Raw genomic sequence first — 22657 nt, forward strand, 5'->3', positions numbered from 1 at the left:
CGGCCCGGCCCGGCCCGGCCCGGCCCGGCTGCGGTCTTGCGCCCGCTTCGGGCTCGGCGAGCGGATCGCCGCCGAGGCCGCGCCCGCCGGGGCCGCGCCCATCCGCGCCGCCGTCGTCCGCAGCCGCGTCACCGCCTGGTCGACGCCCGCCAGGGGAGCACCGGCCAGGGGGYCACCGGCCAGGGACGCGCCCGGCGCCTCGGTGATGCGGAAGTAGGCGATCGTCGCCTGCAGCTTCTCGGCCTGGGTGGCCAGCTCCTCGGAGGTGGCCGAGACCTGCTCGGAGGCGCTGGCGTTCTGCTGGGTCACCTTGTCGAGCTGCTGGATCGCCTGGTTGATCTGGCCCGAGCCGACATCCTGCTCGCGGCAGGCGGCGGTGATCTCCTCGACCAGGCCGGCGGTCTTCTTGATGTCGGGCACGAGCCGTCCGAGCATGTCGCCGGCCTGCTGGGCGGCCTTGACGGTGTCGGCCGAGAGCGTGCCGATCTCGGCCGCGGCCGCCTGGCTGCGCTCGGCCAGCTTGCGCACCTCGCTGGCCACCACCGCGAAGCCGCGCCCGTGCTCGCCCGCCCGGGCCGCCTCGACGGCGGCGTTCAGCGCCAGGAGATCGGTCTGGCGGGCGATCTCCTGCACGATGGTGATCTTCTGGGCGATGGTCTGCATGGCCTCGACCGCCCGGCCGACCGCCACGCCGCTGGCCTCCGCGTCCTGGGCCGACTGCCGGGCGATCGTCTCGGTCTGGCTCGCGTTCTCGGCGTTCTGCTTCACGTTGGCCGCCATCTCCTCCATCGACGCCGACGCCTCCTCGGTCGAGGCCGCCTGCTCGGTCGAGCCCTGCGACAGCTGCTCCGCCGACGCCGACAGCTCCTGTGACCCCGCAGACACGTTGCTCGCGGCNGCCAGGAGATCGGTCTGGCGGGCGATCTCCTGCACGATGGTGATCTTCTGGGCGATGGTCTGCATGGCCTCGACCGCCCGGCCGACCGCCACGCCGCTGGCCTCCGCGTCCTGGGCCGACTGCCGGGCGATCGTCTCGGTCTGGCTCGCGTTCTCGGCGTTCTGCTTCACGTTGGCCGCCATCTCCTCCATCGACGCCGACGCCTCCTCGGTCGAGGCCGCCTGCTCGGTCGAGCCCTGCGACAGCTGCTCCGCCGACGCCGACAGCTCCTGTGACCCCGCAGACACGTTGCTCGCGGCGTTGACCACCTGGCCGACCACCTCGCGCAGCTTCACGTTCATCGCCTGGATCGCCTGCAGGAGGTCGGACACCTCGTCGCGACCGGTCACGGCCACGTCCCGGGTCAGGTCGCCGGCGGCCACGCTCTGGGCGGCGGAGACCGCCTTCGACAGGCCGCGGGAGATCGTGATCGCGATCCAGAGCGCCATGGCGAGGCCGAGCACGACGGCACCGGCCACGACGGCGATCATGATCGTGCGGGTCGACTCGAAGGCCGCCTGGGTGCTCTGCACGAAGCCCTGCGCCACGTTCTCCTCGTAGGTGCGCAGCTTGACCACGTCCTCGAGCACCGCCTTGCGGGCATCGGTGAACGGGCCGACGTAAGACTGGAGCGCCTTGGCGTCCGTGTTCGCCAGTCCGAGGGCGAAGACCTTGTCGGCCGAGGGCGTCCAGGCCTTCACGGCGGCGTTGAGGGCGTTGACGGCATCGACCAGCCCGGTTCCGCGCGACGTCTCGATGAACTTGGCGAGATCGCGCTCCAGCGTGGCCTTGGTCTCCTTGAACTCGCCGGCGATCTTCGCGAGCAGCGCGTCGTCGGTGATCACGATCTCGCGGTAGATCTCGCCGCGCAGACGGACCATCTTCAGTTCGATCGCGCCGATCTGGGCCCGGTCCTCGATCGAGAGGTCGGGCCGCGCCTTGATGTCGTCGATCCTGGCCATCACCGCCGTGAAGGCGCTCAGCTGCTCGCCGGTTGCGATCGCATTGGCGGTGTTGTTACCGTTCTGGATGGCGAACTCCATGCCCTTGGTGACGGCTTCGCTGAGCTTCGACCAGTCGTCACGCAGGAGCTGGACACGGGCACGCTCGTCGACCGGGACGAGGTCCTGATAGTCCTTGAACAGGGCCTGGAACTTGGCGTCGTGCGCCCGGAAATCGGCGAACAGCTTCTCGCGGGCCGCGTTGGTCGGCTCCAGCATCGACCGCGCGAACATCCGAGCGGCATCGAAGGACATCGACTCGAAGCGCAGGACGCGCTGGACCTGGGTGAACGGACGGGCCGCGAAGGCCTGCATCCGCTCGTTGGAACCGCTCAGGCTCGATACGGCGAGGTAGCCGGCACCGCCCAGTAGCAGCAGGATCAACCCGAAGGCGATCCCGAGCTTGGCCTTGATTGTGAAACGCATCGTACTCTCCCTACACGCGCACGGGATTTCGAAAGGACTGCAACAGGGTCTCGACAGGACCGCGACGGGACTTCAGTTGAGGATCTGCTCGAGTTCTGGGACGATGATGAAGTCGTCGCCGGCCTTGACGATGGCGCGGATGTACTCGGGCCGCCACGTCGTCCCGACCGGCGGCACCGCCTCGCAGTCGGCCGGATCGACCTCGGTGACCGCGAACACCTTGTCGGCCACCAGCGCGACCACCACCGGATCGCCCGCCACCGCCACCTCCAGGACCAGGAAGCGCGTGTCCGGGCTGTCGGCCGCCGCCGGCATCCCGAACCGCGCGCGGATGTCGGCCAGCGGCACGACGTTGCCGCGCACGTTCACGATCCGGTCGACGTGCGGCCGCGCCCCCGCCACCCGGGTCGCCGGGATCGGGTCGATGATCTCGCGCACCATCCCGGCCTCCAGCGCGAAGCTCTCCGTGCCGATCCGGAACATCACCACCTGCCGGCGTAGGTCTTCAGGCCGACCTTCGAGAACAGGCCGGGCTGGCCCGCCGCGCAGGCCCGGTAGAGCTGGGAGATCACGCCCTGGGGCAGGTTGTAGCCGCGGATGAGGTTGTCCTGGGCGGCCTTGGCGACCTTCGGCATGCGGCCGAAATTGGCCGCGATGACCCGCTGGTCACGCCGCTGGTCATCACGCCACCTCCTGGTACGCGCGCAGGCTCTCGCGCGCGGTCTCGCGCGCCCGCTCGGCGCCGCCGCCGCCCACGAGCCGGCCGACATCGACGATCAGCGCGGCCGTGCCGTCGCCCAGGATCGTCGCCCCCGAGAACGTCGCCACGTCCGCGTGCAGCTTCGACAGCGACTTGATCACCGTCTGGTGGTTGCCGATGATCTGGTCCGCCACCAGYCCGACCCGCGCCTCGCCCGCCGACACCACGATCACCTTCTGGTGCTCCTCCGGCTCGCCCGACGCCCCGAACAGCGCGCGCAGCCGCAGGAACGGCACCAGCGCCCCGCGGATGTTCAGGAAGTCCCGCCCGCGCCCGTCCCGCTCGCCCGCCGGCAGCGCGACGCACTCCTCCACCGCCGCCAGCGGGATCACGTAGCGGCCCGCCCCCACCCGGATCAGAAGCCCCTCGATGATCGCCAGCGTCAGCGGCAGGCGCAGCGCCACGCAGGTCCCGCCCCCCGGCCCGGTGGTGATGTCGATCGTGCCGCGCAGGCTCTCGATCGTCTTCTTGACCACGTCCATGCCGACCCCGCGCCCCGACAGCGCCGAGATCGTCGCCGCGGTCGAGAAGCCCGGCGCGAACAGGAACTGGTAGATCTGCTGGTCGGTGAGCACCGCGCCCGGCGCGCACAGGCCCCGCTCCTCGGCCTTGGCGCGGATGCGCGCCGCGTCGAGCCCGGCGCCGTCGTCGCGCACGCTCACCAGCACCTGGGCGCCGGCATGCTCGGCCGTCAGGGTGATCCGCCCGGTGGCGGGCTTGCCGGCGGCCGCGCGGCGCTCGGGCGCCTCGACGCCGTGGTCGATGGCGTTGCGGATCAGGTGGACGAGCGGGTCGGCCAGGCGCTCGATCACGGTCTTGTCGAGCTCGGTCTCCTCGCCGCCGGTGACGAACTCGACCGGCTTGCCGAGGTCGCGCGAGAGGTCGTGGACGAGGCGGCGGAAGCGGCCGAACAGGGCGCCGATGGCGACCATGCGGATGCTCATGGTGGTGTCGCGCAGGCGCGCCGAGAGGCGCTCGATCTCCTCCGCGACGGTCTTGAGGCCGGGATCGGCGTGCAGGCCGGCGAGCTGNGGCCGCATCGCCCGGCGCCGCGCCGCGTTCCGCGCTGTCGGCGGAGAGCCGGCCGAGTTCCGCGCCGGCCGCGCGCAGCAGGCCCTCGACGTTCTGGATGCGCTGCTTGGCCCGGTCCTGGAACTGCATCGCCACGATCGCCGCCGACACGTCCTGCGTGATCGCCTGCGTGGTCTCGGCGGTCTGCTGCAGGATGCCCGCGACCTGCGCGTTCTGCTCGACCAGCGCCCGCATCACCATGCGGACGCGCGTCTCGGCCGTCCGGCTCTCCTCGGACATGTCGATCGCCGCGATGTCGCCCAGCAGGGCGTGGCTGCCGCGCAGGCCGGCCGCCATGGTGCCGATCTGCTGCTTGATCACGTCCGACAGGGCGTTGATGGTCGTGGCGAGGCCGCGCACCTCGTCGGCGACCACCGCGAAGGCCGCGCCGCTGGCGCCGGCCCGGGCCGCCTCGATCTTGGCGTTCAGGGCGAGAAGGTTGGTCTGGCGGTTGATCCGCTCGATCTGCGCGACGCTGCCCTCGACCGACGACAGGCCCTCGAGCACCCCCGCCAGCCCCTGCGCGAGGGTCGACCCGCGGGACGACATCAGCGTGATCCGCTCGATCAGCGCGGTGAGAGTCTCGCCGAGGCCGGCGGCGACGTCGCCGAGCTGCAGGGTCTTGTCGTCGATCCGGACGGTCTGAACCGAGGCGACGAGCCCCCGGACGATCTCCGACTGCTCGCAGGTCGCGGCGGCGATGTTCTGGAACCGGTTGGACAGGCCGTGGACGTTGGCCTCCACGTCGGTTGAGACGATCCCGAGCTCGGCGACGAGGGCGTCGAGCAGCGTCCGCTGCTGCGCCGAGAGGCCGAGCCAGGCCTGGAGCAGATCGGCCGCATGCGCCGGCTCGGGCGGCATCGCGACCGGCGGCGCGGCTTCGGGCGCGCCGGCCGACGCGGCCACCTCCGCGAGCGGGGCCGCCGGCATCGCGGCGCCGGGCGCCGGGCCCGATCCGCGCCGGTCATCGGGCCGGCGGAACCGGGCCGGGACCTGCCTGAGAATGTCGTGGGCGACTTGGAAGGACATCGGCGGGCGGATCTCTCGGCGTCGTCCGATGCGCGCGGGTCAAGCGGCAATCCGACGGTCGGTGCCCGCCCAAGGCTAGGGATCGCCGTTAAAGAAAGCGTTATCGCTCGGCCGATGGCTGCAACGGCCGACGCAGATCGAAGTATTAGCTAAGAATGACTGTTCAATGCCGACCCGACCATCGCCCGATGCTGGGCCCGCGGCCGCGTCAGCCGCCCTCGATTGTCAGAACCTTCAGGAAGAATTTACCCGCCGCGGTGTTGACTCGAACGCGGCGGCGCGCCGCCCCGCAAGTCTGTCGTCGAGGGTACGAACCCGCATGTCCGAGGCCCCTGTCGTCACGCTCGGTTCCGACTGCACCATCCGGACCGTCCGGTCGCTGCACGACACGCTGACGGCGGCGCTCGCCGGCGCGGGGCGCCTGACCCTCGACTGCGCGGCGGTCGAGCGCGCGGACGTCACCTTCGTCCAGATCGTGCTCGCGGCCGACACGACGGCGCGGCGCCGAGCCTCCGGGATCGCGCTGGTCAACGTCCCCCCGGCGGTGGAGAGCGCGTTCCAGCGCGCCGCGATCGCACTCCCCAGCGCGCCGCTCCTCTAGGCGCGCCCCAGCCGCAAGAACGGAATACCTGTCATGGCCACTGTCCTCGCCGTCGACGACTCACCCAGCATCCGGCAGATGATCAAGGTCGTGCTCGGCCCGGCCGGCCACACGGTGATCGAGGCCGGTGACGGCGCGGAGGGCTTGGCGAAAGCCAGGAGCGAGACCGTCAACCTCGTCATCACCGATCTCAACATGCCGGTGATGAACGGGCTGGAGATGATCAAGCAGTTGCGGACACTGCCGAGCTGCACCGGCGTGCCGATCCTCTTCCTGAGCACGGAATCCGACGAGGGGATCAAGCAGCAGGCGAAGGCGGCCGGGGCGACCGGCTGGATCACCAAGCCGTTCAAGCCCGAGCAGCTGCTCGCCGTCGTGGGCAAACTCGTCCGCGCCTGAGGCCGCGCCTGAGGCCGCGCGGCCGGGACACGCCGGCCCGCCGGCCCCGGCCGCGGGCCTGCGGAACGCGGTGCAATCGGCTATGGACCGTGGATCGACCGGCCGGGACGCTTCCGGCCGCGGGGTCATCCAGTTCGCGGGCCTTCCATGCTGAATACCGGTTCGAACGCGCCGACCGAGGATGGCAAGAGCCTGGAACGGGCGCTCGGGCACCAGGTCCGCGCCCTGCGCCGCGAGCGGGAACTCTCGGTCGCCGATCTCAGCGCGGCGGCCGGCATCTCGCCCGGCATGGTCTCGAAGATCGAGAACGGGCAGATCTCACCGTCGCTCGCCACGGTCAACGCGGTGGCGAAGGCGCTCAACGTGCCGATCACCACCCTCTTCGCCGCCTTCGAGGAGAGCCGCGACTGCTCCTACGTGAAGAAGGGCACCGGAGTCGTCATCGAGCGGCGCGGCACCAAGGTCGGGCACATCTACGAACTGCTCGGCGCCGGCATCCGCGGCGAGACCGTGCTCGAGCCCTACCTCATCACCCTGGAAGAGGATGCCGAGGTCTATACCGGCTTCCGCCACGCGGGCGTCGAGTTCATCTACATGCTGAGCGGCGAGGTGAGCTACCGCCATGCCGGGCAGGATTACCACCTCAAGCCGGGCGACGCGCTCCTGTTCGACGCCGAGGCGCTGCACGGGCCGCAGGCGCTGATCAAGCGGCCGATGACCTACCTGTCGATCATCGCCTATCCCCGGCAGTGAACGCGGCGCGCCCGTCTGCCCGGCCCCGTCGCAGACGGTGCTGAATTTCTCAGCAGGAAATTTTAGTGATCCTCAGTTGACGAATCCGGGACGCCGTGCGAGCCGTATGCCGGCAGGCGGCACGGAGTTCGCAGCGTCATGTGCGGGATCGTCGGACTATTCCTGAAGACTCCGAGCCTGGAACCGCAGCTCGGCGCGCTGCTCTCCGCGATGCTGGAGACGATGACCGATCGCGGCCCCGACAGCGCCGGCTTCGCCGTCTACGGCGACACCGCCGCGGGGGTGAAGCTCACCTTGCGCGGGGCGGATGCGCGGGCGCTGGCGACCGTCGTGACCCGGCTCGAGGCCGAGACCGGCCAGGACTGCGCGGCGCGCGCGCGGAACACCCACACGGTGCTCACCGTGGACGCGGCGGCGGCGGACACTGTCCGCGCCTGGCTCGCCGACCACGCGCCGGAGATCGACGTCGTCTCCGCGGGCCGGCGGATGGAGATCTACAAGGAGGTCGGCCTGCCCGCCGCGGTGGCGGACCGCTTCGACCTCGCCGGCATGGCGGGCAGCCACGGCATCGGCCACACCCGCATGGCGACCGAGAGCGCCGTGACCACCAACGGGGCCCACCCGTTCTCGACGGGGCTCGACGAGTGCCTCGTCCATAACGGCTCCCTGTCGAACCACAACGACCTGCGCCGGCGTCTGCGCCGGGAGGGCGTGCGCTTCGCCACCAGCAACGACACCGAGGTCGCCGCCGGCTACCTGAGCTGGCGGATGCGCGCCGGCGCCTCCCTCGAAGAGGCCCTTCAGGCGAGCCTGACCGATCTCGACGGGTTCTTCACCTTCGTGGTCGGCACCCGGACGGGCTTCGCGGTCCTGCGCGACCCGATCGCCTGCAAGCCCGCCGTCATGGCCGAGACGGACGCCTACGTGGCCTTCGGCTCCGAGTACCGCGCCCTCGTGGGTCTGCCCGGCATCGAGACCGCCCGGGTCTTCGAGCCGGAACCCGCCAAGGTCTACGCCTGGGAGCGCCACTGATGCCGACCGTCGACCTGCGCACCGAGCCGCTGCGCGCCCTGAACCGCGCCCTCCACGCCCTCAGGCCGGACACGAACGAGACCCGCTGGACGGTCGTGAACCCGGACGGCCGGCACGCCATCGCGGCGGGCCTCGACGCCCCGGTCCACGTCGAGATCGAGGGCAATGCCGGCTACTACTGCGCCGGCATGAACAAGCAGGCCACCGTCGTGATCGGCGGCAATGCCGGGGTCGGCGTGGCCGAGAACATGATGTCGGGCGTCGTCCACGTGCGCGGCGACGCCAGCCAGTCGGCCGGCGCCACCGCCCAGGGCGGCCTGCTCCTGATCGACGGCAATGCCGGCGCGCGCTGCGGCATCTCGATGAAGGGGGTCGACATCCTCGTGAAGGGGTCGATCGGCCACATGTCGGCCTTCATGGCCCAGGCCGGAACCCTGACGGTGCTGGGCGATGCCGGCGAGGCGCTCGGTGACTCGCTCTACGAGGCCCGGCTCTACGTCCGCGGCGCGGTGACGAGCCTCGGCGCCGACTGCGTCGAGAGGCCGATGGGCGACGCACACCGGGAACAGCTCTACGCGAAGCTCGCGGCCGCGGGGCTCGCGGGCGAGGTCGATCCGGGCGAGTTCCGCCGCTACGGGTCCGCGCGCAGCCTCTACCACTTCCACGTCGACAACGCCGGAGCCTACTGATGGCCGAGACGCCCCCGCGCACGGCGCCGCGCACCTCGGCGACCTTCACCCCCGAGGTCATGGCGGAGATCCGCCGGGCAGCGGCGACCGGCATCTACGACATCCGCGGCGCCGGCGCGAAGCGCGCGCTCCCGCATCTCGACGACCTGCTGTTCCTCGGCGCCTCGATCAGCCGCTACCCGCTGGAGGGCTACCGCGAGCGGTGCGGCACCGAGGTGGTGCTCGGCGACCGCTTCGCCTCGAAACCGATCCGCCTGAAGACCCCGGTGACCATCGCCGGCATGAGCTTCGGCTCCCTCTCGGCCAACGCCAAGGAGGCCCTCGGGCGCGGCGCGAGCCTCGCCGGGACCTCGACCACCACGGGCGACGGCGGCATGACCCCGGAGGAGCGCGGCCACTCGCAGACCCTGGTCTACCAGTACCTGCCGTCCCGCTACGGCATGAACCCGGACGACCTGCGCCGGGCCGACGCCATCGAGGTGGTGATCGGCCAGGGCGCCAAGCCCGGCGGCGGCGGCATGCTGCTCGGGCAGAAGATCACCGAGCGGGTCGCCGGGATGCGCTGCCTGCCCCCGGGCATCGACCAGCGCTCGGCCTGCCGCCACCCGGACTGGACCGGCCCGGACGACCTCGCGATCAAGCTCGAGGAGTTGCGCGAGATCACCGACTGGGAGAAGCCGATCTACGTGAAGGTCGGGGCGAGCCGCCCCTACTACGACACCGCCCTCGCGGCGAAGTCCGGCGCGGACGTCGTGGTGCTCGACGGCATGCAGGGCGGCACCGCGGCCACGCAGGACGTGTTCATCGAGCATGTCGGCATCCCCACCCTGGCGGCGATCCGGCCCGCCGTGCAGGCCCTCCAGGATCTCGGCCTGCACCGGAAGGTCCAGCTCGTGGTCTCCGGGGGCATCCGCTCCGGTGCCGACGTCGCCAAGGTGCTGGCTCTGGGCGCCGACGCGGTGGCGATCGGCACCGCGGCGCTGATCGCGCTCGGCGACAACGATCCCCGCTGGGAAGCCGAGTACGCGGCGCTCGGCACCACGGCGGGCGCCTACGACGACTGGCACGAGGGCAAGGACCCGGCGGGCATCACCACGCAGGATCCGGAGCTCGCCCGGCGGCTCGACCCCGTGCTGGGCGGCCGGCGCCTCGCCAACTTCCTCGCCGTCATGACCCTGGAGGCGCAGACCATCGCCCGTGCCTGCGGCAAGAGCCACCTCCACAACCTGGAGCCCGAGGACCTCGTGGCCCTGACGATCGAGGCCGCGGCCATGGCCCAGGTCCCGCTCGCCGGGACGGACTGGATCCCCGGCAAGGCCAGCCTGTGAGCGCCGGGCCGTGAGCGCCGGGTTGTGACGGCCGCGCGCTGACGACCGCGCGCTGACGACCGCGCTCCGAGAGACCGGGGCCGCCGCCGGGCGACCCCTCCCCGTTCCGGCCCTCGTCGGCCCTAGTGAGGGTGCATGCGATGTCGCTCGATCTCGAGACCGCCGCCAAGGAGCGCGGCATCAAGTATTTCCTCGTCTCGTACACCGACCTGTTCGGGACCCAGCGCGCCAAGCTCGTACCGGCCGCGGCGATCGCCAGCACCTGCCGGAGCGGCGCCGGGTTCGCGGGCTTCGCCACCTGGCTCGACATGAGCCCGGCCGATTCCGACCTCCTCGCGATCCCCGACGCGGGCGCGCTGATCCAGCTGCCCTGGCGCCCCGAGGTCGGCTGGCTGCCGGCCGATCTCGTCATGGACGAGCGTCCCGTCGAGCAGGCGCCCCGCAACCTGCTCAAGCGCCTGATCGCGGAGGCGGCGGATCTCGGTCTCCAGATGAAGACCGGGGTCGAGTGCGAGTTCTTCCTGATCACCGCCGACGGCGCCGAGCCCGCCGACATGTCCGACCGGCAGACCAAGCCCTGCTACGACCAGTCGGCGCTGATGCGGCGCTACGACGTGATCAGCGAGATCTGCGACGCGATGCTCGCCCTGGGCTGGAAGCCCTACCAGAACGACCATGAGGACGCGAACGGCCAGTTCGAGATGAACTGGGACTACGACGACGCCCTCGTGACTGCCGATCGCCACGCCTTCTTCAAGTACATGACGCGCTCGATCGCCGAGAAGCACGGCCTGCGCGCGACCTTCATGCCCAAGCCGTTCGCGGACCTGACCGGCTCGGGCTGCCACGCCCACGTCTCCCTCTGGCGGGACGGGCGGAACGCCTTCACCGACCCGTCCGACCCGAGCGGCCTGTCGCCGACGGGCTACCACTTCATCGGCGGCCTGATCCACTCGGCCGACGCGCTGGCGGCGATCACCAACCCTTGCGTCAATTCCTACAAGCGGATCAACGCGCCCCGGACCAATTCGGGGGCGACCTGGGCGCCCAACACCGTGACCTATTCGGGCAACAACCGCACCCACATGATCCGCATCCCCGGGCCGGGACGGTTCGAGTTCCGCCTCGCCGACGGGGCCGTCAACCCGTACCTGCTCCAGGCCGCGATCCTGGCGGCGGGCCTCGACGGGATCCGCAACCAGAGGGATCCGGGCCCGCGCCTCGACATCAACATGTACACCGACGGCCACACGGTCGAGGGCCTGAAGCGGCTGCCGCTCAACATGCTGGACGCCCTGCGCGCCCTGTCGGGCAGCGCGATCCTGGGCGAGGCCCTGGGCCCCTTCGTGCCGAGCTATCTCAAGCTCAAGAACGAGGAGTGGAACGCCTACTGCCAGCACCTCACCCAGTGGGAGCGCGACACGACCCTGGATTGCTGATCCCCCGGCGCCGGGCGCCAAGGGCCGGGAGCGGCCGGCTCATTTCAGATGGTAGGCCACGCCGGCGATCAGGGCCTTCTCCTCGGTGTTGATGGTGCGCCGCGGATCGGCGCCGAACTTGTTGCGCCAGTACTGGAACCCGGCGAAGACTTCGACGCGGTTGGGCGCGTCGGCGAGCAGTTGCCCGACATCGAGGACGAGATTCGTCTGTGAGACGAACTCCAGCTGCGTGTCGTTCTGGTTGATCGTGCCGTAGCGCCCCTTGGGCAGGACGATGGTGTTGAAGCCCGCCAGCGACAGCGGCAGCCCGGTGAAGGTCAGCGGAATCGTGTAGGTGATCTCGAATTCCGGGGTCATCTTGAACTCGACGCTGCGGAAGTGCGCGTAGTCGAAGCCCGGCACGGCACCGCTCCCGGGAATGCCCGGCGTGGGCCCGTTCCCCGCGAAGCCGTTGCGCGAGAAGTCCTTGTAGCCCTGAACCTTCAGGTTCACGAAGCCGGCCGGCACGTCGAAGGCGAAGCTCAGACCGAACGTGCCAGCCCGCTTCTCGGCATCGAAATACGTGTTCTTAGTATTGATGTCGGCTCCGAACGACAGGCCGACGTCTTTGACAAATCCGGGAATCGCGATGGACTCGGTCTCGAAGATCTTGTTCAGGCTCAGGACACCCCGGTAGATCAGGTAAACCTCGGTCGCGCCGTAATCCTTGAACGGGCGCTCCTTGTCGCCCGCCGGGTCCTGGGATCCGGATCTGAGGATGTCGAGGGAGAGCAGGTTGGTGCCGTAAGCCCACGAATTGGCGTGGAAGAGGTTGAGGACGTTCTTGGGCACCTCGCGCGGCGCGAAACCGCCCTGCGCGGTGCCGTTGGGGCGCCGCACGAACAGGCCGGGCTCCGCCGAGGGTCCCTGGAACCGGTAGCTCACGACCGTGTCGGAGAAGCCGAAGAACGAGGGCGGGGCCGCCATCGCGGTCGCGGCCGCGACGGCTATGCTGGCCCCCTGACGGCTCGCCAGGGCGCGGACGATCGCCACGATGTCGGCCCGCGACTCGAGGTCGAGGCCCACGGTGGGCTCGTCGAGGAGCAGCAGATCGGGGCGGTGGATCAGCGCCCCCTGACGGCTCGCCGGCGCCGCGMCCGGCTGCGGCCGGCGCGCCCCGCCGGATTCTCCAGCGCGAGCGGAAGCCGGTGTCGCGGCCGCATCCGAGGTCGTTTCGGCCTCGGCCAGACCGGCCAGTCCGGTCCCACAGGCCAGGATCAGCAGCAGCGCCGCCGCGGAGAACGGGCTTCCCCGGGACAGCCAGCGGAGCATGGTGCGCCCCTCCCCCGACCGACGCCGCGCGGCGGGCGCGGCACGAGCGCGGGTGCCCGGAGCCTGCCCCGGCGCGACGCGGGTCACAACAGCTTCCAGAACGCGAGGATCATGAGCGCGTAGGCGGCGATCAGCAGCGCGGCGCCCAGCAGGTTGACCCGGGTCCGGCGCTCCGGCTCCGGGGTCAACCACCAGCTGAGCCGCTTGGCCGTCCAGGGCACCATCTGCGCGGTGAGCAGCACGCTGAACACGTTGCCGATGAACAGGGCGACCGGGAAATCCACCTTCAGCATCCCGGCAAGGATCGGCGTGCCGACCAGGACGCCCCACAGGAACACGGTCGGGTAGAGCGTCAGCACGACGATCATGTTCATCTTCCACGCCGCGGGCGCCGCGCCCCCGGGCGGCGCGACGTTGCGGAACCACTGCTCGAAGCCGCTCTGCACCGTCCGCGTGTGGAATTCCGCGGTCAGCGGCGCCGCCTCGGCGACCAGGGCCTGCCGCTCGGGCGAGTCCATCCAGGTGCGCAGGTTCGCCTCGCTGTCGAAGCGCAGGATCGCGACGTAGTCCTCCTGAACCCCCGGAACGGCCGGCTCGAACCGGTAGCCCTGCATGCCGGGCGCCCGCGACTGCGCGGCCGCGATTTTCTGCTCCCACCGGAGGTAGGCCGCCTCCATGCCGGGCTTCACGCGGGTGCTGATCACCGCGCTGACCGGCGAGGTCCGGGCCGCGCTGGCGTCGTCCTTGACGATGTGGACGTCGTCGCGGCCGACGAGCATCGGCGTCGCGCCCTGGATGCGGGCCTGCCGCTCGGGAGAGGCCAGCCAGGCCTTGGCCTGATCCAGGCTATGGAACCGCTGCACGATCACCCAGTCCACCTGCAGCGGCGGGCGCGGCGGGATCAGCTGCTGCTCGATGAAGCCCGGGAACGTCGCGACGACGGCGTTGGTGTCGACCTGCCAGCGGGCGAAGGCATCCGCGCTCTCCGGCCGGATGGTCGTCTGCGTCACGATGCTGACGGACGTTGTGGCACCGCTCATGAACCGACGCGCTTCCGTTGGACGGCTGCCTGCACTCGCGCGTTCGGTGGCGTGGCCGACGGCCCTCGGCGCCGCGCCCGATCACCGCCGGGCGGCCCCGGACACCGGCGGACCGGATCGCCGGTTCGTGGCCCGTGACACCGAGACGGCGCCAGACTCGCCGGGACCTGCCGCTCCGCGAAACACGAGGACGAACAGCCGAAAATTGATCTTGCAGCCAACGCCTACCAGTCGACTGGCGGCGCCGGACTGCGAGCCTGCATCAGCGGGCACGCCGAGACCGAAGTCAAGACATCGCCACAGCGGATAGATATGTTATTTGTAAATACAGTAGGTTCTCTACAGATCTGGTCTTTTTAGCGGAAAGGCTTGAACGATATTTATCTTACGCGCGCCGGGCCTGGGACGCCGGAACTTTTCGGTGCCGGCCGGGCCCGGCGCGCGCCGGGATGGGACGGAGCGACAACGAAAAGGGCGGGCCGGGGACGATCGTCCCGGGGCGCGGGCAGCCGAGAGCCCGCGCCTCGGCCCGAGCCCCGCGGCAGCCCGAGCCCCGCGGCGGCCCGGCCGGACAGTCCGGCGCCCCCGTAAGGCAGCCTTAACACTAACCGATCACACACGGGGGCTGTCGTAGGGCCTCTGGGGTTTGTGCGTGCCGCGATGAATGCCGTGTCAGGACCGCCCCCCGCCGGGCTCAGCACGTCCCTGACGCAGCGCGTTCTCGACGGCAGCACCCCGCAACCCGAGCCGGTGACCGGCGTCCCGGCCGCCGAGGCGAGCCGGGCGACGTCGAGCAGCGCGGCGACGGTCCCGGCGGCGCCGGCTCTCGATCCGGCCCGGATGCGGGACCGCATCGACGCCCTCATCGACCAGCAGATCACCGCCGGCCGCATCACCGGCGACCAGGGCGGCGTTCTCCGCCAGCTGCTCACCGCGCCCGATACCGGAGCGCCCGCCGGCCCGTCCGACGCGGCGGCGGCGCACTCGGCAAGCTCCGCATTCACCGGAACCCCCGGCGCGTCCGAGGACCCGACCGCCTCGGGCGACGCGCCCCTCAGCCCCAGCGAGACGCTCGCATCCTTCATCCAGCAGATGCAGCGGACGCAGAGCCGGACCATCGGCTACGGCAGCGACGGCGCCCGCAACACCGATTTCGCGAGTTCCCGGCTGCTCGACTTCAACACCTGAGCCCGGCGTTACCAGGATCGCGCGATCCGCGAGACCCGCTGCACGGCGCGGGCGTAGGCCTCCGCGTCCGCGTCGACCTGGACGTGCAGCCCGCGCGCGCTGGTCGTCACGACGCGGGCGCGCACGGTCCCGAGGATCGCGGCGTCGATCACCAGCACCGTGCCGGGCGCGGCCGCGAACCCGTCGGGCATCGCCATCAGCAGGCCGCCCGCGCTGACGTCGAGGATCGCCGCCCGATAGCTGCGCGCCGCGTCCCGGACCCGGGCCGAGAGCGTGACCGGAAATCGGGGCGCCGCGCGCCGGTCGCCGGCCTCACGCATGGTGCCCTCGCGGGCAGGACGATCTCATCTTGACGATAGACACACACACCGACCTAATAGAGACAAATACATTCTCGATTAAGGTAAAGAGCCGGTTAACCTTCTGCCACGACACTGCGCCCGCGCGCCAGTTCCGCGCCCGCCCGTGTCGGAGCCGATGAGCGCAGACCTGTCCCTCGCCCAGCCCGCCCGCCCCGGCGCCCCCGCTCCGGAGACCGAGGCCCTGCGCCAGATCGTCGACGCCGCGGCCGGGCTGATCCTGCGCCTCGACGGCGCGGGCCGGGTGACCTTCGCGTCCGCGGGCGGCGCGTCGATCCTCGTCCGGTCGGCACCGGCGCGGCCCGGCCGCACCGGCCGCATCCTCCTGGTGGAGGACGTGGAGATCAACCGCGAGCTGGCCTGCACCGTGCTCAGGGCCGCCGGGCACGTCGTCGACGTCGCGGCCGACGGCATCGGGGCGGTGCGCGCCGTCGAGGCGGCGCCCTACGACCTCGTCCTGATGGACGTCCAGATGCCGCGCCTCGACGGCATGATGGCGACGCGGCTGATCCGCTGCCTGCCGGGCCCGGCCGCGCGGGTGACCGTCGTGGCGATGAGCGCCAACGTCCTGCCGGATCAGGTGCAGGCGTTCCGGGCGTCCGGGATGGACGACCATTTCGGCAAGCCGTTCGAGCCCCAGGAGCTCTGCGCCGCCGTGGCGCGGTGGCTCGGCGACCCCGTCGGCGACCCCGTCGGCGCGACCGCTTCTGCGGCCCCGGAGGACGAGCCGACCCTCGACCGCGCCCGCTACGCGGACAACATGGCGCTGATCGCCCCGGACACGCTGGCCCGGCTCCTCGGGCAGTTCCAGACCCGGGCCGCCGAGGCGTTCGCGCCGCCCGATCCCGGACCCGCCGAGACCTCGGCCGGGCGCGCGACGCTGCGCGCCGAGGCGCACGCCCTCGCGGCCGCGAGCGGCCTCCTCGGCTTCATGCCGCTCAGCCGGGCCTGCGCGGCCCTGGAACAGGCCGGCGACGACGTGACCTTCGACGCCCTGCTCGCCCGCGCCCGCGACCTCGCTGCCGCGGCCGTCGCGGAGACCCGGACGCTGCTCTCCGGCGGCACCGCGTCCCTCCGGAGCGCCCCGGGAGCGCGGCCATGACGACGACCCGACCGGGCGCGGGCGCCGAGGGCCGCGTCGCGATCCTGGCCGACGACGACGAGTTCTTCCGCCTCGCCATGGCGTCGCTGCTGTCCCGGCAGCTCGGCTTCGCGCGGGTGATCGAGACGGCGAGCCTGGACGAGGCGCTCGCCGCCCTCTCCGGGACACCCGAGACCGCCCTGGCGCTGTTCGACCTGCAGATGCCCGGCATGGCCGGCGCCGGCTCCGTGGCGGCGGTGCGGGAGTGCTACCCGGCGGTCAAGGCCGCGATCGTCTCGGCCTCCACCGCGCGGGCCGACGTGCTGACGGCGCTGGCCGCCGGCAGCCACGGCTACGTGCCCAAGACCCTCGGGACCGCGGAAGTTCTGCGGGCGGTCTCGGCGATCCTCGACGGCGCGATCTACGTGCCGCCCTTCATGGCGGACCCGCCGCCCAGCGCGGCCGCGCCGCCGGTCGGCGAGGTGTCGCTGACCCGCCGGCAGCGGGAGGTGCTCGAACGCATCGTGGCCGGGCGCTCCAACAAGGAGATCGCCCGGGAACTCGATCTCGGCGAGGGCACCGTGAAGGTGCACGTCGCCGCCCTCCTGCGCACCCTCGGCGTCGCCAACCGGGCGGCCGCGGCAGCCGCCGGTCCGCGGATCCTCGCCGGACTAGGCCGGCCGGCCTAGGCCCGGCCGGCCCGTCCACAGCCTGTGGGCATCGCCGGCCCGCGGACGAATGCCTGCGGGTGCTGCGCGGCCCCGGCGAGATCTTGCAACGTCTACTGGATCGACTGCGGGCAGACCGACATATAGCGGCCTAATCCTTCTTCGCTCTGTATTGTCCGCACCCCGGAAAGGAGTGGTTAGGGATAGAGGCCGGATTCTGTCGGTGTCCTGCAAGTCACGTAGCGTATCGACATGCATCGCAGCCTCATCGGGTGGGCCGCGGCCCTGGCCGCGGCGGGATGCCCCGCGGCCCGGGCCGCCGACTGGTACACCGGGGCCGAGACCCCGGCCGGCCCGGATGCCTGGATCGTCGCCGTCGACACCTCGGCGGCGATCGCCTCGCAGGGCTCGCAATTCGCCAGCGCCACCGTGACGGCGGCTCCCGCGGGCGACCTGCTCACCAGCGGCGTCCGCGTGCGGGTCGACGGGCTGATCGGATCGTACCGCGCCGAGAGCCCCGGCGCCCCCCGCGCCGTCGGCCAGCAGGCCGACCTCGCCGCGATGGCCGGCTACGCCCTCGTCGGCCCGGACAGCGTGCTGAGCGGCTACGTCGGCCTCGCGGTGCGCCGCGACGAGGTCGCGCAATCCGGGCTGACCGAGACGGTCGCCCGCACGGGCGTCGGCCTGAAGACGGCGCTCGACTACTACGCCCGGCCGACCGCCTTCACGATGTTCCACGCGACCGGCACCTACAGCACCGCGTTCAACGCCTATTACGGCCGCGTCCGCTTCGGCGTCGCGGCGCTGGCCGGCGGCTATGTCGGGCCGGAATTCGCCGCCCTCGGGGACGATTACTACCGGCAGTGGCGGGTCGGCGGGCACCTGAGCGGCATGCAGATCGGCGCGGTGCAGCTCGGCCTCTCGGCCGGCTACGTCCACGACCACGTGCGCAAGGGCGGCCTCTACACCGCCCTCGACATGCGGACGGGCTTCTGATGGCCCGCGCGACACCTACCCACGGCCCGGCGCCCGCCCAGGCCGACCCGGCCGCCTCGCCGGCGCGCCCGCGCCTCCTGATGGGCCTGCTCTGGGCGACCTGGGCGCTCTGCGCCGCCCTCGCCGTCGGCTTCCTGACGCAGCCGGTGGGCCTGAGCGCACAGGGCATGCTCTGCGCCGCCGCCGGGGCCGGCATGGTCGCGCTCTGGCTGCTGTTCCCCCGCCGGGGCCTCGCCCGGATGGCCTTCCTGGCACTCGGCACGGCCGTGGTCATCCGCTACGTCTACTGGCGGGTGACCGGCACGCTGCCGACCCTCGACGATCCCGTCAGCTTCGGGCTCGGCGTCGTGCTGGCGCTCGCGGAGCTCTACTGCGTTCTGATCCTCACGGTCAGCCTGATCGTCAACGTCGCGCCGCTGGCCCGCGGCGCCGCGCCGGCGCTGCCCGAGGCGGACCTTCCCACCGTCGACATCTTCATCCCGTCCTACAACGAATCCGCCGAGATCCTGGGCCTCACGCTGGCGGCGGCGCGCAACCTCGACTACCCGGCCGGTCGGGCCACCGTCTGGCTGCTGGACGACGGCGGCACGGACCAGAAATGCGCAGACCCGGATCCCGCCAGGGCCGGGGCGGCGCGGGCCCGCCGCGCCGAGCTGCAGGCGCTCTGCGCGGCGCTGGGCGTCCGCTACCTGACTCGGGCGCGCAACGCGCACGCCAAGGCCGGCAACCTCAACAACGGCCTGACCCAGGGCCGCGCCGACCTCGTGCTGGTGCTCGACGCCGACCACGCGCCGTTCCGGCCGTTCCTGCGGGAGACCGTGGGCCTGTTCGCCCGCGACCCGAAGCTGTTCCTGGTGCAGACCCCGCACGTCTTCATCAACCCGGACCCGATCGAGCGGAACCTGCGGACCTTCACCCGGATGCCGTCCGAGAACGAGATGTTCTACGGGGTCACGCAGGCCGGCCTCGACAAGTGGAACGGCTCGTTCTTCTGCGGCTCGGCGGCGCTGCTGCGGCGGAGCGCCCTCGACGCGGTCGGCGGGTTCTCGGGCGTCACCATCACGGAGGACTGCGAGACCGCCTTCGAGCTGCACGCCCGCGGCTGGACCAGTGCCTACGTCGACAGGCCGCTGATCGCCGGCCTCCAGCCCGAGACCTTCGCCGACTTCATCGGCCAGCGGGCGCGCTGGTGCCAGGGCATGTTCCAGATCATGCTCCTGAAGAATCCGCTGTTCAAGCGCGGCCTGAAGCCGATTCAGAGGCTCTGCTACCTGTCGAGCATGACCTTCTGGTTCTTCCCGCTGCCGCGCCTGATCTTCATGCTCGCGCCGCTGCTGCACATATTCTTCGACGTGAAGATCTTCGTCTCCTCGATCGACGAGGCGCTGGTCTACACCGCGACCTACGTGGTCGCCAACATGATGATGCAGAACTACCTGTACGGGCACGTGCGCTGGCCGTGGGTCTCCGAACTCTACGAGTACGTGCAGGGCGTCTACCTCGCCCGCTCCATCGTCTCGGTGGTGCTGTCGCCCCGCAAGCCGAGCTTCACCGTCACCAACAAGGGCCTCGGGCTCGACCGCGACCACCTGTCGGGGCTGGCGTGGCCGTTCTTCGCGATCTTCGGGGCGCTGGCGGCGGGCTGCGCGACGGCCGCGTGGCGCTACCTCTACGAGCCGGGCGTCACCAGCCTGATGCTCGTCGTCGGGCTCTGGTGCCTGTTCAACCTCGTCATCGCGGGCGCGGCCCTCGGCGTGGTGGCCGAGCGCCGTCAGGCCGAGCGCAGCCACAGCCTGCCGGTGAACCGGCGCGCCGTCGCGTCGGTCGGCGGCGCGGTGTTCGAGGTGGTGGTGGAGCGCGCCTCCACCGAGGGCTGCCGCCTGCGCCGCTGCGACGGGTCGACCTGGCCGGCCGCCGCCGAGGCCGGGAGCCCGGGCCGGATCGTCCTCGCCGAGGGGTCCGACGCGGTCCTCGCCTTCCACCCGCGCGCCGGCCTGTCGGACGATACCTGGGAGGTCGCGTGGGACGTCGCCTCCGCGGGCGCCGGCGCGCCGCTGTTCCGCGGGCTCGCCGAGCTGATGTACGGCGACGTCTCCGCCCTGCAGGCGTTCCTCTCGGGCCGGCGCCGGCCGAAGGACCTGCTCTCCGGAAGCCTCCGCTTCCTGGCCTGGGGCGTCACCGAGCCGGTCCGGGCCGTCACCTACGCGCTCCGGGATCGCGGCGCCGCGCCCGCGACCGCTCCGGGGATCCCCGCGGCGATCGCCCCGGCCCCGGTGGAGATCCGGCAGGCGGCATCGATCCCCCTGCCCGTCGCCGACGTGTTCGTCGAGCAGGCCGCCGCGGCCTTCGTCCCGGCGGGACCATCCGCCGTCGCGGTCGCTGCTCCGGTCGCGGCTCCGGCGACAGCCGAGCCGGCGCCGGCCGAGCCCGTGCCCGTGCCCGTGCCGGTCCCGCTCCAGGCGGCCGAACCGGACGTCTCCGTCGCGATCCCGCTCACGGAAGNGCGCTCTCGTCCGTCGACGGCGGCGTGGCGGTCGAGGCGGCGACCGAGCCCCGCTACGTGGCGACCCTGGCGCCGGCCCCGGGCAACCTTCGCCGCGTCGCGGCGGGCTGGCTCTCGCTCCACGCCGGCCTCTTCGGCCTCGCCGGCCTGCTCCTGGCCGGCGGCCTCGCCGGCTCGACCCACCTGCTCGTGCGCAACCTCGGCCGGAGACCGGAATGAGTGCCCTCCTGAGCGTTCTCCCGCGCGTCCTCGCCGCCCTCTGCGTCCTGGCCGTCCTGGCCGCGCCTCTGGCCGCGCATCCGGCGCGCGCCGCGGCGCCCCCGCCCCTCGCCGGGACCCTCCGGAACGCCGAGGCGTGGCGGGCCTACAAGGGGCGGTTCATCAGCGAGCAGGGCCGCGTGGTCGACACCGCCAACGGCGGCATCAGCCACAGCGAGGGCCAGGGCTACGGGATGCTGCTCGCCGTGGCGGCGGACGACCGCGACACCTTCGAGCGGATCTGGACCTGGACCCGGGCGAACCTGATGGTCCGCGACGACCAGCTGCTCGCGTGGCGGTGGGAGCCGGACAAGCGCCCGGCCGTGGCCGACATGAACGACGCCTCGGACGGCGACCTGCTGGTCGCCTGGGCCCTCACCGAGGCAGCCGAGGCGTGGCACGAGCCCGAGCATCAGGTCGCCGGCCGCCGGATCGCCGTCGAGCTCGGGCGCAAGCTGCTCCTGCCGCGGGCGCCGCAAGGCCCGCTGATCCTGCCGGCGGTGGCGGGTTTCTCGGCCGAGGAGCGCGCGGACGGCCCGGTCGTGAACCTCTCTTACTGGGTCTTCCCGGCCCTCGACCGGGTCGGCCTGCTCGCGCCCGAGTTCGACTGGCGGGCGCTCGCGCGCAGCGGGCGCCGACTGATCGCGGCCGCCCGGTTCGGGTCGCAGCGGCTGCCGGTGGAGTGGATCTCGCTGTCCGGGGCAGCGCCCCGTCCGGCCGACGGGTTCCCGGCCGAGTTCGGCTACAACGCGCTGCGCATCCCGCTCTACCTCGCCATGGCGGGCGTCACCGAGCCCGATCTCTACGCGCCGTTCCTCGGCCTGTGGCAGAAGCCCGAGGCGGGGCTCACCCTGGTCGAGACCGGGACCGGCCGGGTCGCCGCGCGGCTGACCGAGACCGGCTACGCCGCCATCCCGGCGCTGGCCGCCTGCGCGAGCCGCGGCACGCCGTTCCCGGCGGCCCTGACGCGCGTCCGTGCCGAGAGCGAGAACTACTACCCCGTCACCCTGCAGCTGCTCGCCCTGGCGGCCCTGAACGCGCGGTATCCGGCATGCGCACCGCGCTGATCCTCGCCGCCCTGCTGGCCGCCGCAGCCGCGGCGATCGGACCGGCGGCCGCCGGGTCCGCCACCGGGTCCGCGGGCAGGCCGGACGAGACCGCCCTGCGCTACTACGCGAGCCAGCACCAGCGCGCGCGGGTGGAGGCCGAGACGGAGCGGCTGCGGCGGCGCCATCCCGGCTGGCAGCCGCCGGCCGATCTCTGGACCGCGCGTGCCGGCGGCGAGGACGAGGACGGCCTCNGACGATCCGGAACCCGTCCGCGACGCGGCGCGGGTCCAGCGCCTCCGCGACGCGATCGGCGCGGCCGAGGTCGCGCGCCTGACCGGCGACCTGCGGTCGCGCATCGAGGCGGCGTTCCCGCCCGGAACCCTGCGCCCGACGATCGCCCAGGAGGCGCACGCCCTGATCGCCATGGCGGGGAGCCTCGGCTACACGCGGCTGGCGGCGGCGTGCCGGACCCTCGAGGCCGCCGTGACCGGCGGCTCGGACGAGACGGATGCCCTCGGGCGGGCCCGGGACGCCATCCGCGAGGTCCTCGCGGAGCGCCCGGCGGCCTGATCGCCGGATCCCGGGACGGCCCGCGATCCGGGCCGGCACCCGTGACTGGACTCTCGGACCGCGAAGCCTGGAATTTCCGGACCGGTCGCGCCGTCGCCCCCTCCGACCGGCATCGCGGTGCCCTGAGGCCGGCGTGCCCGACCGCGACGGGACGGATTATTTCTTGTCC

18 protein-coding genes and 5 pseudogenes are annotated in these 22657 nt (G+C 72.2%); 15 read left to right on the forward strand and 8 right to left on the reverse strand.

Going from position 1 to position 22657, the window contains the following annotated elements:
- Window positions 1-12 precede the first annotated feature (12 nt).
- The 5 genes and pseudogenes from MMR14E_RS20255 to MMR14E_RS20275 all read right to left on the reverse strand — a co-directional run.
- Window positions 13-2364 (reverse strand): annotated as a pseudogene (locus MMR14E_RS20255) (methyl-accepting chemotaxis protein); the annotation flags it as partial.
- A gap of 72 nt (window positions 2365-2436) precedes the next feature.
- Window positions 2437-2847: a chemotaxis protein CheW gene (locus MMR14E_RS20260; protein ID WP_331316871.1), complete on the reverse strand. Its 411-nt coding sequence runs from the start codon at window positions 2845-2847 to the stop codon at window positions 2437-2439.
- Window positions 2847-2999, reverse strand: a complete 153-nt coding sequence (locus MMR14E_RS20265) for a hypothetical protein (RefSeq protein ID WP_331316876.1) — start codon at window positions 2997-2999, stop codon at window positions 2847-2849. Before MMR14E_RS20265 ends, MMR14E_RS20260 begins: the two co-directional genes overlap by 1 nt.
- Window positions 3000-3045: 46 nt before the next feature.
- A pseudogene (locus MMR14E_RS20270) lies at window positions 3046-4170 on the reverse strand (chemotaxis protein CheA); the annotation flags it as partial.
- Window positions 4171-4363: 193 nt separating this feature from the next.
- Window positions 4364-5224: pseudogene (locus MMR14E_RS20275) on the reverse strand (methyl-accepting chemotaxis protein); the annotation flags it as partial.
- A 319-nt stretch (window positions 5225-5543) separates the two neighbouring features.
- Here MMR14E_RS20275 and MMR14E_RS20280 point away from each other — a divergent pair.
- The 7 genes from MMR14E_RS20280 (at window position 5544) to glnT (ending at window position 11465) form a co-directional block, all read left to right on the forward strand.
- Window positions 5544-5825: an STAS domain-containing protein gene (locus MMR14E_RS20280; RefSeq protein WP_331316770.1), complete on the forward strand. Its 282-nt coding sequence runs from the start codon at window positions 5544-5546 to the stop codon at window positions 5823-5825.
- Between the two features lie 33 nt (window positions 5826-5858).
- Window positions 5859-6224, forward strand: a complete 366-nt coding sequence (locus MMR14E_RS20285) for a response regulator (protein ID WP_149309184.1) — start codon at window positions 5859-5861, stop codon at window positions 6222-6224.
- A 147-nt stretch (window positions 6225-6371) separates the two neighbouring features.
- The gene (locus tag MMR14E_RS20290) at window positions 6372-6977 is read left to right on the forward strand and encodes an XRE family transcriptional regulator (protein ID WP_331316772.1); all 606 of its coding nucleotides are present in this window, start codon (window positions 6372-6374) and stop codon (window positions 6975-6977) included.
- A gap of 138 nt (window positions 6978-7115) precedes the next feature.
- Complete coding sequence (locus MMR14E_RS20295) at window positions 7116-8009, forward strand: glutamine amidotransferase family protein (protein ID WP_331316776.1); 894 nt, start codon at window positions 7116-7118, stop codon at window positions 8007-8009.
- Window positions 8009-8698, forward strand: a complete 690-nt coding sequence (locus MMR14E_RS20300) for a protein glxC (RefSeq protein WP_331316777.1) — start codon at window positions 8009-8011, stop codon at window positions 8696-8698. The genes MMR14E_RS20295 and MMR14E_RS20300 overlap by 1 nt, the downstream gene beginning before the upstream one ends.
- Complete coding sequence (locus MMR14E_RS20305) at window positions 8698-10026, forward strand: FMN-binding glutamate synthase family protein (protein ID WP_331316778.1); 1329 nt, start codon at window positions 8698-8700, stop codon at window positions 10024-10026. The genes MMR14E_RS20300 and MMR14E_RS20305 overlap by 1 nt, the downstream gene beginning before the upstream one ends.
- A gap of 140 nt (window positions 10027-10166) precedes the next feature.
- Window positions 10167-11465, forward strand: a complete 1299-nt coding sequence (gene glnT, locus MMR14E_RS20310; RefSeq protein ID WP_331316779.1) for a type III glutamate--ammonia ligase — start codon at window positions 10167-10169, stop codon at window positions 11463-11465.
- A 987-nt stretch (window positions 11466-12452) separates the two neighbouring features.
- Here the strand turns inward: glnT and MMR14E_RS20315 are convergent.
- Both MMR14E_RS20315 and MMR14E_RS20320 read right to left on the reverse strand, forming a co-directional pair.
- Window positions 12453-12575, reverse strand: a pseudogene (locus tag MMR14E_RS20315) (ABC transporter ATP-binding protein); the annotation flags it as partial.
- 284 nt (window positions 12576-12859) lie between these two features.
- Window positions 12860-13816: an antibiotic biosynthesis monooxygenase gene (locus tag MMR14E_RS20320; protein ID WP_331316780.1), complete on the reverse strand. Its 957-nt coding sequence runs from the start codon at window positions 13814-13816 to the stop codon at window positions 12860-12862.
- 669 nt (window positions 13817-14485) lie between these two features.
- On the opposite strand from MMR14E_RS20320, the gene MMR14E_RS20325 reads away from it, so the two are divergent.
- Window positions 14486-15004 (forward strand): hypothetical protein, encoded by a 519-nt coding sequence (locus tag MMR14E_RS20325; RefSeq protein WP_331316781.1) that lies wholly within the window; start codon window positions 14486-14488, stop codon window positions 15002-15004.
- 8 nt (window positions 15005-15012) lie between these two features.
- On the opposite strand, the gene MMR14E_RS20330 is transcribed toward MMR14E_RS20325, so the two are convergent.
- Window positions 15013-15324, reverse strand: a complete 312-nt coding sequence (locus tag MMR14E_RS20330; RefSeq protein ID WP_331316782.1) for a PilZ domain-containing protein — start codon at window positions 15322-15324, stop codon at window positions 15013-15015.
- A gap of 157 nt (window positions 15325-15481) precedes the next feature.
- Here MMR14E_RS20330 and MMR14E_RS20335 point away from each other — a divergent pair, with 157 nt between their 5' ends.
- From MMR14E_RS20335 to MMR14E_RS20365, 7 genes and pseudogenes are all read left to right on the forward strand, one after another.
- Window positions 15482-16465 (forward strand): response regulator, encoded by a 984-nt coding sequence (locus tag MMR14E_RS20335; RefSeq protein ID WP_331316783.1) that lies wholly within the window; start codon window positions 15482-15484, stop codon window positions 16463-16465.
- Window positions 16462-17133, forward strand: coding sequence for a response regulator transcription factor (locus tag MMR14E_RS20340; protein ID WP_331316784.1), 672 nt, complete (start codon window positions 16462-16464; stop codon window positions 17131-17133). Before MMR14E_RS20335 ends, MMR14E_RS20340 begins: the two co-directional genes overlap by 4 nt.
- Before the next feature lie 231 nt (window positions 17134-17364).
- A complete protein-coding gene (bcsS, locus tag MMR14E_RS20345; RefSeq protein WP_331316786.1) occupies window positions 17365-18108 on the forward strand; it encodes a cellulose biosynthesis protein BcsS in 744 nt (247 codons plus the stop codon).
- Window positions 18109-18188: 80 nt separating this feature from the next.
- A pseudogene (gene bcsA, locus MMR14E_RS20350) lies at window positions 18189-20507 on the forward strand (UDP-forming cellulose synthase catalytic subunit); the annotation flags it as partial.
- 128 nt (window positions 20508-20635) lie between these two features.
- Entirely contained in the window at window positions 20636-20830 is a 195-nt protein-coding gene (locus MMR14E_RS20355; RefSeq protein WP_331316788.1) for a hypothetical protein, read from the forward strand.
- Window positions 20827-21936, forward strand: a complete 1110-nt coding sequence (locus tag MMR14E_RS20360) for a glycosyl hydrolase family 8 (protein ID WP_331316790.1) — start codon at window positions 20827-20829, stop codon at window positions 21934-21936. The genes MMR14E_RS20355 and MMR14E_RS20360 overlap by 4 nt, the downstream gene beginning before the upstream one ends.
- A 204-nt stretch (window positions 21937-22140) precedes the next feature.
- On the forward strand, window positions 22141-22488 hold the full coding sequence (locus MMR14E_RS20365) for an Hpt domain-containing protein (protein WP_331316792.1): 348 nt from the start codon (window positions 22141-22143) through the stop codon (window positions 22486-22488).
- Window positions 22489-22657: the final 169 nt, after the last annotated feature.

Origin of the sequence: Methylobacterium mesophilicum, from assembly GCF_036441335.1 — a bacterium.
In the GTDB taxonomy this organism is placed as follows: domain Bacteria; phylum Pseudomonadota; class Alphaproteobacteria; order Rhizobiales; family Beijerinckiaceae; genus Methylobacterium; species Methylobacterium mesophilicum_B.

Coding starts and splice junctions, on each gene's coding strand:
- bcsS (WP_331316786.1), top strand. CDS start 17,365: ATGCATCGCAGCCTCATCGGGTGGGCCGCGGCCCTGGCCGCGGCGGGA.
- MMR14E_RS20335 (WP_331316783.1), top strand. CDS start 15,482: ATGAGCGCAGACCTGTCCCTCGCCCAGCCCGCCCGCCCCGGCGCCCCC.
- MMR14E_RS20295 (WP_331316776.1), top strand. CDS start 7,116: ATGTGCGGGATCGTCGGACTATTCCTGAAGACTCCGAGCCTGGAACCG.
- MMR14E_RS20360 (WP_331316790.1), top strand. CDS start 20,827: ATGAGTGCCCTCCTGAGCGTTCTCCCGCGCGTCCTCGCCGCCCTCTGC.
- MMR14E_RS20260 (WP_331316871.1), bottom strand. CDS start 2,847: ATGTTCCGGATCGGCACGGAGAGCTTCGCGCTGGAGGCCGGGATGGTG.
- MMR14E_RS20265 (WP_331316876.1), bottom strand. CDS start 2,999: ATGCCGAAGGTCGCCAAGGCCGCCCAGGACAACCTCATCCGCGGCTAC.
- MMR14E_RS20300 (WP_331316777.1), top strand. CDS start 8,009: ATGCCGACCGTCGACCTGCGCACCGAGCCGCTGCGCGCCCTGAACCGC.
- MMR14E_RS20320 (WP_331316780.1), bottom strand. CDS start 13,816: ATGAGCGGTGCCACAACGTCCGTCAGCATCGTGACGCAGACGACCATC.
- MMR14E_RS20340 (WP_331316784.1), top strand. CDS start 16,462: ATGACGACGACCCGACCGGGCGCGGGCGCCGAGGGCCGCGTCGCGATC.
- MMR14E_RS20290 (WP_331316772.1), top strand. CDS start 6,372: ATGCTGAATACCGGTTCGAACGCGCCGACCGAGGATGGCAAGAGCCTG.
- glnT (WP_331316779.1), top strand. CDS start 10,167: ATGTCGCTCGATCTCGAGACCGCCGCCAAGGAGCGCGGCATCAAGTAT.
- MMR14E_RS20285 (WP_149309184.1), top strand. CDS start 5,859: ATGGCCACTGTCCTCGCCGTCGACGACTCACCCAGCATCCGGCAGATG.
- MMR14E_RS20330 (WP_331316782.1), bottom strand. CDS start 15,324: ATGCGTGAGGCCGGCGACCGGCGCGCGGCGCCCCGATTTCCGGTCACG.
- MMR14E_RS20280 (WP_331316770.1), top strand. CDS start 5,544: ATGTCCGAGGCCCCTGTCGTCACGCTCGGTTCCGACTGCACCATCCGG.
- MMR14E_RS20305 (WP_331316778.1), top strand. CDS start 8,698: ATGGCCGAGACGCCCCCGCGCACGGCGCCGCGCACCTCGGCGACCTTC.